15 protein-coding genes are annotated in these 13,123 nt (G+C 72.9%); 2 read left to right on the forward strand and 13 right to left on the reverse strand.

Annotated features, from left to right (window positions below):
* Positions 1–28: 28 nt before the first annotated feature.
* The 10 genes from trpC to DEJ14_RS10370 form a co-directional block, all read right to left on the reverse strand.
* Positions 29–814, reverse strand: coding sequence for an indole-3-glycerol phosphate synthase TrpC (gene trpC / locus DEJ14_RS10325; RefSeq protein ID WP_111084163.1), 786 nt, complete (start codon positions 812–814; stop codon positions 29–31).
* A 16-nt stretch (positions 815–830) separates the two neighbouring features.
* Complete coding sequence (locus DEJ14_RS10330; protein WP_159571188.1) at positions 831–1,070, reverse strand: HGxxPAAW family protein; 240 nt, start codon at positions 1,068–1,070, stop codon at positions 831–833.
* A complete protein-coding gene (locus DEJ14_RS10335) occupies positions 1,067–1,732 on the reverse strand; it encodes a Trp biosynthesis-associated membrane protein (RefSeq protein WP_146249673.1) in 666 nt (221 codons plus the stop codon). Before DEJ14_RS10335 ends, DEJ14_RS10330 begins: the two co-directional genes overlap by 4 nt.
* A complete protein-coding gene (locus tag DEJ14_RS10340; protein ID WP_111083929.1) occupies positions 1,729–3,273 on the reverse strand; it encodes an anthranilate synthase component I in 1,545 nt (514 codons plus the stop codon). The genes DEJ14_RS10335 and DEJ14_RS10340 overlap by 4 nt, the downstream gene beginning before the upstream one ends.
* A complete protein-coding gene (gene hisI / locus DEJ14_RS10345) occupies positions 3,270–3,716 on the reverse strand; it encodes a phosphoribosyl-AMP cyclohydrolase (protein WP_111083928.1) in 447 nt (148 codons plus the stop codon). The genes DEJ14_RS10340 and hisI overlap by 4 nt, the downstream gene beginning before the upstream one ends.
* Positions 3,717–3,759: 43 nt before the next feature.
* On the reverse strand, positions 3,760–4,545 hold the full coding sequence (gene hisF, locus DEJ14_RS10350) for an imidazole glycerol phosphate synthase subunit HisF (protein WP_111083927.1): 786 nt from the start codon (positions 4,543–4,545) through the stop codon (positions 3,760–3,762).
* A complete protein-coding gene (gene hisG, locus DEJ14_RS10355; protein ID WP_111083926.1) occupies positions 4,542–5,381 on the reverse strand; it encodes an ATP phosphoribosyltransferase in 840 nt (279 codons plus the stop codon). Before hisG ends, hisF begins: the two co-directional genes overlap by 4 nt.
* A 69-nt stretch (positions 5,382–5,450) precedes the next feature.
* The gene (locus DEJ14_RS10360; RefSeq protein ID WP_111084162.1) at positions 5,451–5,714 is read right to left on the reverse strand and encodes a phosphoribosyl-ATP diphosphatase; all 264 of its coding nucleotides are present in this window, start codon (positions 5,712–5,714) and stop codon (positions 5,451–5,453) included.
* A gap of 59 nt (positions 5,715–5,773) precedes the next feature.
* Complete coding sequence (rpe, locus tag DEJ14_RS10365) at positions 5,774–6,433, reverse strand: ribulose-phosphate 3-epimerase (RefSeq protein WP_111083925.1); 660 nt, start codon at positions 6,431–6,433, stop codon at positions 5,774–5,776.
* A gap of 47 nt (positions 6,434–6,480) precedes the next feature.
* Positions 6,481–7,083 (reverse strand): TetR/AcrR family transcriptional regulator, encoded by a 603-nt coding sequence (locus tag DEJ14_RS10370; protein WP_111083924.1) that lies wholly within the window; start codon positions 7,081–7,083, stop codon positions 6,481–6,483.
* Positions 7,084–7,145: 62 nt separating this feature from the next.
* On the opposite strand from DEJ14_RS10370, the gene DEJ14_RS10375 reads away from it, so the two are divergent.
* Positions 7,146–7,799: an NAD(P)-dependent oxidoreductase gene (locus tag DEJ14_RS10375; RefSeq protein ID WP_111083923.1), complete on the forward strand. Its 654-nt coding sequence runs from the start codon at positions 7,146–7,148 to the stop codon at positions 7,797–7,799.
* Between the two features lie 16 nt (positions 7,800–7,815).
* Here DEJ14_RS10375 and DEJ14_RS10380 read toward each other — a convergent pair whose 3' ends face one another.
* Positions 7,816–9,402, reverse strand: a complete 1,587-nt coding sequence (locus tag DEJ14_RS10380; RefSeq protein ID WP_258373161.1) for an RsmB/NOP family class I SAM-dependent RNA methyltransferase — start codon at positions 9,400–9,402, stop codon at positions 7,816–7,818.
* The gene (locus tag DEJ14_RS10385) at positions 9,399–10,334 is read right to left on the reverse strand and encodes a methionyl-tRNA formyltransferase (RefSeq protein ID WP_111083922.1); all 936 of its coding nucleotides are present in this window, start codon (positions 10,332–10,334) and stop codon (positions 9,399–9,401) included. The genes DEJ14_RS10380 and DEJ14_RS10385 overlap by 4 nt, the downstream gene beginning before the upstream one ends.
* Positions 10,335–10,430: 96 nt before the next feature.
* On the opposite strand from DEJ14_RS10385, the gene DEJ14_RS10390 reads away from it, so the two are divergent.
* Positions 10,431–10,886, forward strand: coding sequence for a DUF4383 domain-containing protein (locus tag DEJ14_RS10390; protein ID WP_111083921.1), 456 nt, complete (start codon positions 10,431–10,433; stop codon positions 10,884–10,886).
* 211 nt (positions 10,887–11,097) lie between these two features.
* Here DEJ14_RS10390 and DEJ14_RS10395 read toward each other — a convergent pair whose 3' ends face one another.
* On the reverse strand, positions 11,098–13,116 hold the full coding sequence (locus tag DEJ14_RS10395; protein WP_111083920.1) for a primosomal protein N' family DNA-binding protein: 2,019 nt from the start codon (positions 13,114–13,116) through the stop codon (positions 11,098–11,100).
* Positions 13,117–13,123 lie beyond the last annotated feature (7 nt).

A 13,123-nucleotide genomic window follows, 5' to 3' on the forward strand; every position in this document is an offset into this window, starting at 1 on the left:
GGTGCCGGTGGTCGGACGGGTGGAACGTTCAGCCGCGGTCGGCGGCCTCGATGAACGACGCGAGGGTGGTGGCGGGGTCTGAACCCGTGACGAGCGCTTCCCCGACCAGGACGACGTCGGCACCCGCTGCGCGGTAGTGCGCGACGTCGGCGGGACCGGCGACGGCGGACTCGGCGACGCGCACGACCCCGTCGGGGATGCGGTCGGCGAGCGACCCGAAGAGGTCGCGGTCGAGCGAGAAGTCGGTGAGGTCGCGCGCGTTGACGCCGAGGATCCGCGCACCGGCGTCGAGGCCACGGGAGACCTCGTCGGCGGAGTGCGCCTCGACCAGCACGCGCATGCCGAGTTCTTCAGCCAGCGTGTGGAGCTCGACGAGCTGCTGCTGCTCGAGCGCGGCCACGATGAGCAGCACGACGTCGGCTCCGGCGGCCCGGGCCTCGACGACCTGGTACGGGTCGGCGATGAAGTCCTTGCGCAGCACGGGGATGCCCACGCGGGCCTTGACGGCTTCGAGGTCGGCGAGGCTGCCGAGGAACTTGCGTCCCTCGGTCAGGACGCTGATCGTCGACGCGCCGCCGCGCTCGTAGTCGGCCGCGAGAGCAGCCGGATCCTCGATGGGGGCCATCGAGCCACGGGACGGGCTGGCGCGCTTGACCTCGGCGAGGATCTTCACCCGGTCGCCCGGGGCGAGGAACGCGAGGGCGTCGAGCGGCGATGCCACCCGGTCGAGGTCGCGTTCGACGTCCGAGTACGGGCGGTCGACACGACGGGCGGCTGCGTCCTCGAGCGCGCCCGCGACGAGGGTCTCGAGCACGTTCGGCATGCGAGTCCTACTCGGCGTGGTGCTTGGCGACGTACTTCGGGCCGTTCACGCCGTAGCCGGCCTTCGCCATGACCGCGCCGATGACGAGACCGATGACGACGACGGCAGCGGAGACCCAGACGCCCCACGGCTGGTCGAACCAGAAGAACAGCGTGCCTGCCGCGAATCCGATCAGCATGATCACGACGGCGGTCCAGGCGGCCGGCGAGTGGCCTTCGCCGAGTTCTGCGGGCTCAGTGTTGCTCACGGTGCTCCTCGTTCTGCTCCGGCGTCGTCGGTCGACCGACGCCCATCCGATCCTACCGTGCCGTCGGTCGGGTCGACCCCAGCACTGAGGTCGTCCCAGTCCACGACGGCGTCGCGCACGACCGGGGCTGCGGCGCGGGCGTCGGCGGCGGCTCCGGCGGTCGCCGCGCCGTACTTCCGGCTCGGACCGGGCCACGCACGCTGCACCACGATGACGACGATGCCGAGCAGGACGGCGAGGACGCCACCGGCGATGCCCACGGCAGGCCAGAGCGACACGTCGACGCCGGACACGACGCGGCGCACGGCGGTCAGGTCGCTGACCCCGGCCACCGCGCCGACGGCACCCTTCGCCGCGGCGACCGGGTCGCCGAGTGCGGTGATGCCGCTGACCACGACGCCGAGTCCGAGCAGGATCTCGACGCACGCGAGCACGATGCGCAGCACCCGGCCGGCGATGGTCATCGCGAGGAACAGGGCCAGGCTCGCGATCGCCAGGGCGGTGTACTGCGGCACGACCGCGGCCCCGTCGGCGTCGACCGTCGAGGTGACGGCGGCCCCGGCGTGCAGGTCCACGGTGAACCAGGTCTGCGTCCACGCGAGCATGATGATGCCGGCGACGAGCAGTCCGGCGACGACGACGATCGGGCGTGAGCGCTTCACGAGCACACCTCGCGCATCCGGTTGGCCGTGGCGACGGCCCGCAGGGGTGCCGCAGCCTTGTTGATGGTCTCCTCGTGCTCGGTGGCGGGGTCGGAGTCCGCCACCAGGCCGGCACCGGCCTGCACCCGTGCCACGCCGTCCTTGATCAGGGCCGTGCGGATCGCGATCGCGATGTCCGCGTCGCCGGCGAAGTCGAAGTAGCCGACGACACCGGCGTAGGCACCGCGCTTCGCCGGTTCGAGCTCGTCGATGATCTCCAGCGCGCGGGGCTTCGGCGCACCGGACAGGGTGCCCGCCGGGAACGTCGCCCGGAACACGTCGATGGCGGACATCCCCGGGCGCACCGCACCCTCGACGCTCGACACCAGGTGCATGATGTGGCTGAAGCGCTCGACCGTCATGAACTCGGTGACCGCGACGGTGCCGGGCTCGCAGACCTTCTGCAGGTCGTTGCGGGCCAGGTCGACGAGCATCAGGTGCTCGGCACGTTCCTTCGGGTCGTCGAGCAGGTCGTCACCGAAGCGGACGTCCTCTTCCGGGGTCGCACCACGCGGACGGGACCCGGCGATCGGGTGCGTGATGGCGCGGCCGGACTGCACCTTCACCAGGGCCTCTGGCGAGGCGCCGACGATCCAGTACCGCTCGTCGGCGGTGTCCGCCAGGGCGAGGAAGTACATGTAGGGACTCGGGTTCAGGGTCCGGAGGACCCGGTACACGTCGAGCGGGTCGGCGGTCACCTCGTGGTCGAAGCGCTGCGAGACCACGACCTGGAACACGTCGCCGTCGCGGATGAACTCCTTCGAGCGCTCCACCGCGGCCATGTACTCGTCCGGCGTCGAACGGTGCGTCGGCGTCGGCTCGGCGATCTCGAACGCCTCGGCGACGGTCGCGAGGCTCGGCTGGACGAGATCGGCCTGCAGGCGGTCCAGGCGGCGCTGCGCATCGGACCAGAGCGTGTCGGCGTCGTCGGTGCCGTCGTTCAGCACACTCGCGACGAGCAGGACGAGCCCCGTGCGGTGGTCGAGCGCGACGAGCTCGGAGACGAAGGACAGCGCCTGTCCGGGCACGTCGAAGTCGGCCGGCGGCACGTTCGGCAGGTGTTCGAGCTGGCGCACGGCCTCCCACCCGATGAACCCGACCGTCCCGCCGACGAGCGGCGGGGAGCCGGGCACCCGCGGTGTGGCCCAGCGCTCGTGCAGGCGTGCCAGGACCTCGAGTGGTTCGCCGTCGAGCGAGCCGACCGCACGTTCGGCGTCGATGCCCGTGTCGATCCAGGCGGCGCGGTCGCCCTCCTGCGTGAGGACGCCGAAGCTGCGCACACCGACGAACGACCAGCGCGACCAGAGGCCGCCCTGGCCCGCGGACTCCAGCAGGAACGACCCGGGCCGACCGTCGGCGAGCTTCCGGTAGACACCCACCGGCGTCTCGCTGTCGGCGTAGAGCGCGCGCACCACCGGGACGACGCGGTGGTCGCTCAGCAGGGCGTCGAACTCCGGCCGGGAGGTCGTGTGCGGCGCATCGGAGATCGTCGCGGTCGTCATCGGGTCGCCTCCACTGCCGTGTCGGCCGGGGCAGACGCGGTCGCGTCCGTCGGCGCCGACGCCGCTGTGCCGGTCGGGGCTGACGCCGTCGTGGGCGCGAGCGGGTCGACGTCGAAGCAGCGGTGCGCCCCGGTGTGGCACGCGGCCCCGACCTGCTGCACGGTGACGAGCAGGGTGTCGGCATCGCAGTCGAACGCCGCGTCGCGCACGTACTGCGCGTGCCCCGACGTGTCGCCCTTCCGCCAGTACTCGTTCCGCGACCGCGACCAGAAGGTCACGCGCCCCTCGGTGAGGGTGCGGCGGAGCGCTTCCCGGTCCATGTACCCGAGCATGAGGACGTCCTTCGACGACTCCTCTTGCACGATGGCGGGGAGCAGCCCGTCCGCACCGAAACGTGCGCGGTCGAGGACCGCGTCGGTGTCGGTGCTGGTGCTGTCGGTCATGAGACTCCTAGCCTACGGCGGCGGATCAGCGGGCGGCTGCGGTTCAGCGGACGGCGTGGCCGGTCGCGCGCAGCGCGGCCTTGACGTCGCCCACCGTCATCTCGCCACGGTGGAAGACGGACGCGGCGAGGAGGGCATCCGCACCCGCGTCGACGGCGGGGGCGAAGTGGTCGACCCGACCCGCGCCTCCCGAAGCGATGACCGGGACCCGCGCGACCGACCGCACCGCGGCGACGAGTTCGAGGTCGAACCCGTTCTTCGTGCCGTCCGCGTCGATGGAGTTGACGAGCAGCTCCCCCGCACCCCGCTCGACGGCGTCGCGCGCCCAGGCGATCGCGTCGATGTCGGTCTCGGTGCGGCCACCGTGCGTGGTGACCACGAAGCCGGACGCGGTGCGGTCGGAGCGCTTGACGTCGAGCGACAACACGACGGCCTGCGCGCCGAACCGGTCGGCGATCTCGCCGACGAGGTCGGGTCGGGCGATCGCGGCGCTGTTCACGCCGATCTTGTCCGCGCCGCACTGCTGCAGGCGGGACACGTCGTCGACGGAGCGCACGCCGCCACCCACCGTGAGCGGGATGAAGACCTGCTCGGCGGTGCGGGTGACCGTGTCGTACATCGTGGCGCGGTTCTCGACCGTGGCACCGACGTCGAGGAAGGTCAGCTCGTCGGCACCCTGCTCGTAGTAGCGCGCGGCGAGCTCGACCGGGTCACCGGCGTCCTGCAGGTCGAGGAAGTTGACGCCCTTGACGACCCGGCCGCCCATGACATCGAGGCACGGGATGACCCGGACGGCCACGCCGCCCGGCGCCGTGGCTGCCGCGGTCACAGCCGCGCCGCGTGGATCGGGCTGACGAGGATGGCGCGCGCCCCGAGGTCGTACAGGGCGTCCATGATCAGGTTCGCGTCGTCGCGCGGGATCATCACGCGCACCGCGGACCAGTCGCGGCCGTGCAGCGGCGACACCGTCGGGGACTCGATGCCGGACGCGACGGCCGTCGCCTGCTCGAGCAGCGCGGTGGGGATGTCGTAGTCGAGCATGACGTAGCCGCGCGCGACGAGCACACCCTGCAGTCGACGGCGGAGCACGTCGATGCCCGGGATCGTCTCGTCGGTCGACACCAGCAACGCGGTCGACTCGAGGATGACCGGACCGAAGATCTCGAGGCCGGCCTGCCGCAGCGTGCTGCCCGTCGACACCACGTCGGCCACGGCGTCGGCGACACCGAGACGCACGGCGCTCTCGACCGCCCCGTCGAGCTTGACGAGCGTCGCCGTCACCCCGTGGCGAGCGAGGAAGTCGCCGACCAGGCCCGGGTAGCTCGTCGCGACGCGGACGCCGTCGAGGTCCTGCAGGGTGCTGTACCTGCCCGGCGTGCCGGCGAACCGGAACGTGGAGTCGGCGAAGCCGAGCGCGTCGACCTCGTGCGCCTCGGAACCGGAGTCGAGCAGCAGGTCGCGGCCGGTGATGCCGACGTCGAGTGCGCCGGAGCCGACGTAGGTCGCGATGTCCCGCGGGCGGAGGAAGAAGAACTCGACGCCGTTGCGCTCGTCGAGCAGGTGCAGCGCCTTCGGGTCGCGGCGACCGGCGTACCCGGCCTCGCGCAGCATGTCGGACGCGGTCTCGGACAGGGAGCCCTTGTTGGGCACGGCGATGCGGAGCATCAGGGGGTCTGCTTTCTGGTCGGTGTCGTGGCGGATCGAGGTCGGTGCACGGGCGGGCCCGAGCGCGTCCTACAGATGTCGCCAGATGTCCGCCGGGGACAGCCCCTTCGCGACCATGAGGACCTGCAGGTGGTACACGAGCTGCGAGATCTCCTCCGAGGTGCGCTCGTCGCCCTCGTACTCGGCCGCCATCCAGACCTCGGCCGCTTCTTCCACGATCTTCTTGCCGATCTGGTGCACGCCGGCGTCCAGTTCGGCGACGGTGCCGGAGCCCTCGGGGCGCGTGCGCGCCTTCTCGGTGAGCTCCTGGAACAGGTCGTCGAACGTCTTCACGCGGTCCAGGCTACCGGTCTCCGCTGACGCTTCCGACGTACCGTCCGGACGGGTCGCGCTCATGCCCGCGCCCGCGCGGCCGCTTCGCGCAGGTCCGTGATCCGCGCGGCGGGCTCACCGCCGTAGACGGCCGACCCGGCGACGAGCGTGTCGGCGCCGCTGCGGACGGCCTCGGGCACGGTGTCCACCGAGATGCCGCCGTCGACCTCGAGCCACACGTCGAGCCCGGAGGCGTCGACCGCCGCACGTGCGTCGGCGAGCTTCGGCATCACGGACGGCATGAACGACTGCCCGCCGAAGCCGGGCTCGACGGTCATGAGCAGGATCATGTCGTAGGCGTCGAGGTGGTGCAGCACCTGCGTGATCGGGGTTCCGGGCTTCACCGCGACGGCGGCACGGGCCCCGTTCGAGCGGATCGCGGCGGCCGTGGCCACGGGGTCGTCCGCGGCCTCGAAGTGGAACGTCACGCTCGACGCACCGGTCTCGGCGTACTTCGGCGCGTTGACGTCGGCGTCGGTGATCATGAGGTGGACGTCGAGCGGCACCGGGGAGACCTGCTGCAGGCGCTCGACGATCGGCAGCCCGAGCGTCAGGTTCGGCACGAAGTGGTTGTCCATCACGTCGACGTGCACCAGGTCGGCGCTCTCGATGCGGTGGAGTTCACGCTCGAGGTTCGCGAAGTCGGCGGACAGGATGCTCGGCGAGATGCGGATCGTCACCGGGCAAGCCTACCGGCGCGTGTGCGCCGGGCCGCTCCGCGGCGACGTCAGCGGGCGCCGACGACCCGGGTGCCGAGCTCCGAGCCGAGCATCGTCTCGAGCGCGGCGTCGACAAGCCGCTCGCCCTGCGCCCGGTCGATCCGGCGCGAGACGACCAGCGTGGCGATCCCCTGCATGGTCGCCGCGAACAGGAGCTTGAAGAGGAGTCGGGCGTCTGCACCGTCGTCGCCTGCCGCCGCGGTTCCCACGGCACCCTCGAGCACCGCGAACAGCGACTCCGCGGCAGCCTGCACCGGCCCGGGGCGGCCGGTCGTCTTCGCCTGGAACATGAGGTCCATCAGCGCGGCGTCGTCGATGGCGAAGTCCACGTACGCCAGGGCGACCCGGCGGAACCGGTCCTCCAGCCCGTCGGCACCGGACAACGCCCGGCGCACGGCAGCGGTCAGGCGGTCGAAGCCGAGTTCGGCGAGGGCGTCGAGGAGTGCCTGACGATCGACGAAGTGACTCCGGGGGGCGCCGTGACTGACCCCGGCACGCCGGGCGAGGTCGCGGAGCGAGAGTCCGTCGACCCCGGACTCCCGCAGCACCGCGACGGCCTCGTCGAGCAGCACCGCCCGCAGGTTCCCGTGGTGGAAGGGCCGCTCGGTCATGAGGACATCCTAAACCCGAACTAGGCATTGACTATTTTCTAGGCGACGCCTAGTTTGACCAGATGCCTGCAGATCAGACCCTCCTCGTGTTCGGCGCGACCGGCCAGACCGGCCAGCACTTCACCCGGCTCGCGCTCGACGCCGGTCACCGCGTCCGCGCCGTCGTCCGGACGCCGTCGAAGCTGGCCGTCCAGCACGACGACCTGCAGGTCGTGCAGGGCTCGGTCACCGACGACCTCGACCTCGACGCACTGCTCGACGGCGTGACGGGCGTGGTCGTGATGCTCGGGGACGTCGCCGCGCAACGCGAGCGACCTGTCAACACGCAGTTCGTCCGCGCCCTCGTGCCGGCCATGCGCCGGAACGGCACCCGGCGCCTGCTGTACCAGGCCGGCGGGCTGAGCGCCCCGCCCGGCAAGCGGCTCGCCCCCGTGCTCCGTGTCGTCCGGTCGACGCTCGCGCGGGACTACCTCGGCCAGCACGCGGACAACGAGGCGGTCATGCGCTACCTCGACGCCGAAGCGCAGGACATCGCCTGGACCGTCCACCGGGCCGGTATCGGCTCGGACGGTCCCACGAAGGGCGAGCTCCGCCGGTCGGCGCGGTGGATCAGCATCGGCACGTTCCGGGACTGCGCCGCGTACAACCTGCGGGCGCTGTTCGACGACACGGCCGTGCACACGTGCGACGGCAGCGCCTACCGGCGCGCGGCTTGAACGCCGGGCGACCCGCTCAGCCGACGCGACGGAACAACGCGATGAACATCGCGTCGGTGCCGACCCGGTGGGGCCAGAGCTGCGCCGTGTTCCCGTCCGCGATCTCCGGGTCACGAGCGGCGACGCCGCGCACGATCGTCGCGGTGTCGAGCTGCTCGAGGACTCCCCCGTGCCGCCCCATCAGCCCGTCCACCTGCCCGCGCGTCTCGGCCAGGTGCGGTGAGCACGTCACGTACGCGAGCGTCCCGCCCGGTGCGAGCACCCGGACCGCGGCGTCGAGCAGCTCGGCCTGCAGGGCCGCGAGCTCCTGGACGTCCTCGGGGGTCTTGCGCCATCGCGCTTCCGGACGCCGACGCAGGGCGCCGAGGCCGGTGCACGGCGCGTCGAGCAGGATGCGGTCGAAGGTCATCCCGGTGCCGTCGCGGCCGTAGCGCCGGGCGTCGCCCTCGACGACGCGGACGTGGTCGCCGAACACCCCGAGGGCGTTCCGCACGAGTCCGGCACGTGCCGGCACGAGCTCGTTCGCGACGAGGGTCGCGCCGCCCTGCTGCGCCTCGGCGGCGAGCAGCGCGGCCTTGCCACCGGGGCCGGCGCACATGTCGAGCCAGCGCTCGCCCGCGCGGACCGCGGACGACCGGCTCAGCGCGAGGGCGGCGAGCTGCGAGCCCTCGTCCTGCACGCGCAGGCGCCCGGCAGCGACGCCCGGCACGCGCGCGGGGTCACCGGAGATGCCGCGGATCCCGACGGGCGAGACCGGCAGGGCGTCGGCGGCCGGCACGGGGTCGGCGGTCCGGACGGGAGGCACGGTGCCGGTCGCGCCGTCGGCCTCCGGTTCGTCGTCGGCGGGCACCAGGGCCGCCGGCACGTCCGCCGCGCCGGTCGCGTCGGCGAACGCGGCATCGGCGTCGTGGTCTTCGCCTTCGCCTTCGTCGGGCACCGTGCGCGCGGTCGCGGTGGCGATGTCCTCGTCGGTGGCGAGCCCGGGCAGCGCGGCGAGCTGCACGCGGGGCGCGGCGTTGTCGGCGGCGAGCAGGGCGGCGAGCTCGTCGCGGGAGCGTTCGGCGGCGAGGGCGTCGCGCAGTGCCGAGACGACCCAGACCGGGTGCGACCACCGTGTGGCGAGCAGGGCGTCGCCGCCACGGCCCTCGGTGATCTGCGCGTCCCACTCGTCGTCGGTGCGCGCGGCGATCTTGCGCATCACGGCGTTCACGAAGCCGGTGGCACGGCGGGCACCGACCTCGCGGGCGAGCTCGACCGTGGCGTCGACCGCGGCGTGCGTCGGGGTGCGCATGGCGAGCAGCTGGTGGGCGCCGAGCCGCATCACGTCGAGGACGTCGGCCTCGATGTTCTCGGGCCGACGACCGGACGCCAGCGCGATGATGACGTCGTAGCGACCGAGCATCCGGATCGAGCCGTAGGTGAGCTCGGTGGCGAACGCGGCGTCGCGGGCCGTGAGGCCGGCGCGACGGATGCGTGTCGGCAGCAGCAGATTCGCGTACGCGTCGTCGACCTGCACGGCACGGAGCACGTCGAACGCGACACGACGGGCGTTCGCCGGGCGGGGTCCGCGGCGGGCGCCCCGGGTGTTCGTCGGCTGGCTCATGCGAGGACCTTCCCGTCCAGTTCACCCAGGCCACGGGCCCAGGCTGCGGCGTCCATCGCCTTCTTGCCGGCCGGCTGCACCTCGAGCAGCGCCAGCGGAGTGTCACCGGTCCCGACCAGCAGCCGACCGCCGTGGAGTGCCAGCGCACCGGGCGCGAGGTGCGGGGCGGGGTCCGCCGTGCCTCCCGTCAGGCGGTTGCTGCGGAGCAGCTTCACGCGGGTCTCGCCGAGGTGGGCGTACGCGCCGGGCTCGGGGGTGACCCCGCGCAGACGGGCGTGCACGACCGTCGCCGGAGCACCGAAGTCGATGCGCCCGTCGTCGATGGTGGTCTTCGGCGCGAGCGTCGGCTCGCCGGTCTGCTCGGTCGCGATGGCCGTGCCTGCGGCGATGTCGTCGACCACACGGGCGACGGTCTCGGCGCCGGACTCGGCCATGGCGGCGAGGACCTCGCCGGCGGTGGCCTCCGGTTCGATCGTGAACGGGTCCGCCGCGAACACCGGGCCGGCGTCGAGCGCCTCGACGAGCTGGAAGACCGACGCGGCGGTGCGGGTGTCCCCTGCCATCACGGCCCGCTGGACCGGCGCGGCACCGCGGTACTCCGGCAGGTCGGAGAAGTGCAGGTTCACCCAACCGAGGCGCGGAGCGTCGAGCGCGGGGCGGCGGAGCAACGCGCCGTAGGCGACGATGACACCGAGGTCGACGTCGAGCGCGGCGATGCGCGCGGTCACCTCGTCGTCGACGCGGCTCGCCTCGATGACGGGCAGCCCGAGCTCCGCGGCGACCTGCGCGACCGGTGTCGGCGTCAGGATGCGCTTCCGGCCCTGCGGTGTCGGCGGACGCGTGAGGACCGCGGCGATCTCGTGGTCGGACGCCGCCAGGCGACGGAGGGTGGGGACGGCCGCAGCGGGGCTGCCGGCGACGACGAGACGCATGGGTTCGATCCTCCCACGCGCGCGCTCGGTGGACTGACCCGAACCGGGCCCGCGCCGGGTGGGTACGGTCTGCGGCACAGCACGAGAGGGGTTCCCATGTCCGACGTCACCACGTCCACCGACCGCTTCGCAGGGTCCAGCATCCAGAAGGTCGCGCTGCTCGTCGGCGTCGTGTTCCTGCTCGTCGGGATCGCCGGGTTCGTGCCCGGGCTGACGTCCGGCTCGCTCGCGGGTGCCGGCCACGGGTCGATGGCGATGCTGCTCGGGGTCTTCCAGGTGTCGGTGCTGCACAACATCGTGCACCTGCTGTTCGGGGTCGTCGGGGTGCTCGCGGCGGGGTACGCCACCGGCTCGCGGATGTACCTGGTGCTCGGCGGGGTCGTCTACTTCGTGCTCTGGGTCTACGGGCTGTTCACCGCGGGGCACTCGTTCGGTGCGAACTTCGTGCCGCTGAACTGGGCGGACAACTGGCTGCACCTCGTGCTCGCGGTCGGGATGGTCGCGCTCGGCGTGGTGTTCCCGCGCGTCGGTGGGCGGGCCGCGCGTGCCTGAGGGGCGGCCCCTGGCGCGGGCGGGTTTTCCGACGAACCACTCGTTGATCGACGCGTGGTCCGTCGGAAGGTGCACACGCATCGGGTGCGTGCGCATGGGCCGACAGAACACGAGGTGATCGACGCGTGGAACGTCGCAAGATGCGAACGCATGCGGTCCGGGAGGCCCGGTGCAGCTCCGCCGCGGAGGTCTCGTCCGGCGGCCGTGCGGGTCAGACCTCGCTGAAGGGCTCGGCGTCGTCCAGCCGGACCCGCAGCGTCGGTGCCGCCCGACGCCGGTTGCCGCCCTTGAGCACTCGCCGGGTCGACGACCGCCGGATGACCTCGGCCTTCAGGGTCGCCGCGACCTCGGCACCGTGGGCGTACGGGAACCGCACGATCGCCCGGACCGTGCCCGGCAGGGCGTCGTCCTCGACGGGTACCGGGCCGAGCACCGGTCCGGCGGTCGCCCCCTCGAGGGCCTCGACCGCAGCTGTCACGGCCTCGTCGGTGCCGGTCATCGTCGCCACGCGGACCGCCGGCGGGAAGTGCAGTTCGCGCCGGTCGGTGAGTTCGTCGTGCGCGGGACCGTCGAGCCGCCAGAGCGCCATCGCCGTCGCGAGCTTGCCGCCGATGCCGACCAGGTACGCCTCGGCCCCGGGAGCACCCTTCGCGGCGGCGTTCGTCCAGAACCGGAGCACGTCCTCCTGCACGCGCAGTCCTTCGCGCGCCAGCATCTTCTCGCCGTCGAGCAGCAGGACGCACGCGTAGCCCCCGGGCACGCTCGGCTCAGCGCCACGGGTTGCGACGACGACGGAGGGCCTCGCAGGGACCTCGTCGAGCGGGCGTGAGCCGTCCGCCACCACGATCCGGGTGCCGGGGAACGCCCGCCCGAGTTCGTCGGCGGTGCGTTGGGCACCCTGTCCGACGGGCTTCACGGTGCCGTTGCCGCACGTCGGGCAGCGGAACCCCACGGCGAGGGCACCGCAGAACCGGCACTGCGGCGTGGCACCGCGGTGCGGACTGCCGAGCGGACCGCCGCAGATCCGGCAGTGCGCCCGCTCACCGCACTCCGCGCAGACGAGTCCGGTGCCGAACCCGGGGCTCGCGACCTGCACGAGCACCGGGCCGTGCTGGCTGGCCTCGCGCGCCGCACGCCAGGCGGAGCTCGGGATGCGTGCCTGCGCGGCGTACCCCTCGGCCGAGGTCTGCTGCACGGTCGGGATGACCTTCGGGGTCTTCACCCGGAACGGCGTGACGTCCTGCAGCCAGTGCAGTTCGACGAGCCGCTGCACGTCGGTGCTGCGGGCGTGCGAGACGAACAGCAGTGCTGCGCCGGACTGCGCAGCCCGCACGAGGGCGACGTCACGCGTGTGCACGTACGGCGCGCGCTGCTCGATGAACGAGGCGTCGCCGTCGTCCCACATCGCGATGAGCCCGAGGTCGGTCGCCGGTGCGTACACCGCCGTGCGGTTGCCGATCGCGACGACGGGGTGCGTCCGCGCCTGCAGCAGTGCCTTGGCCCGCTGCCCGTTCGTCTGCTTGGCGTCGAAGCGCACGACACGTTCCGGTGGCAGCACCGCGAGCAGCGCGCGCTCGAGGTCGATCACGTCGCGGAAGTCGGGGACGGCGATGACGGCGGACTGCTCGGCCGCGAGGGTGTGGGCGGCCGCCTGGGCGAGCGTCGCTGCCCATCCGGGGACCCAGACGGGGTCGGCGTCGCTGTCGTCGCCTCCGTCGCTGTCCGCACCGGAACGTCCGGCCAGCGCCACGGGGTGGGGAACGGCGGCGACCGCAGCACGATCGTGCTCGGCGATCACGCCTTCGAGCATGCCCGCGGTGTAGCCGGTCACCGGCGGTGCGGACACCGGGGGCGGGGACCACGAGGTGTCCCGCGCGAGCCACGCCTTCTCGGCGCGGACCTGGCGGGTCGGCACGGCCAGGCGCAGGACGTCCGACGCCACACCGGCAGCGCGGTCGGCCACGGCGCGGGCGAGCTTCCAGATCTCCGGCGCCAGGACCGGGACGGGTGACACCAGGGTCTCGATCGCGCTGAGTTCACCCGGGTAGTCGCCCTCGTCGACGATCTCGACGACGTAGCCGTCGGACATCCGGGCCCCGGTCCGGAGCGGGACCTTCACGCGGACCCCCGGCACGCAGTCGTCCTCGAGCTCGGCCGGCACCCGGTAGTCGAACAGACGGTCCAACTGCGGGAGCGGCGAGTCGAGGACGACGCGCGCGACGGTGGTCACGCGGTGC

The organism is Curtobacterium sp. MCJR17_020 (assembly GCF_003234365.2).
In the GTDB taxonomy this organism is placed as follows: domain Bacteria; phylum Actinomycetota; class Actinomycetes; order Actinomycetales; family Microbacteriaceae; genus Curtobacterium.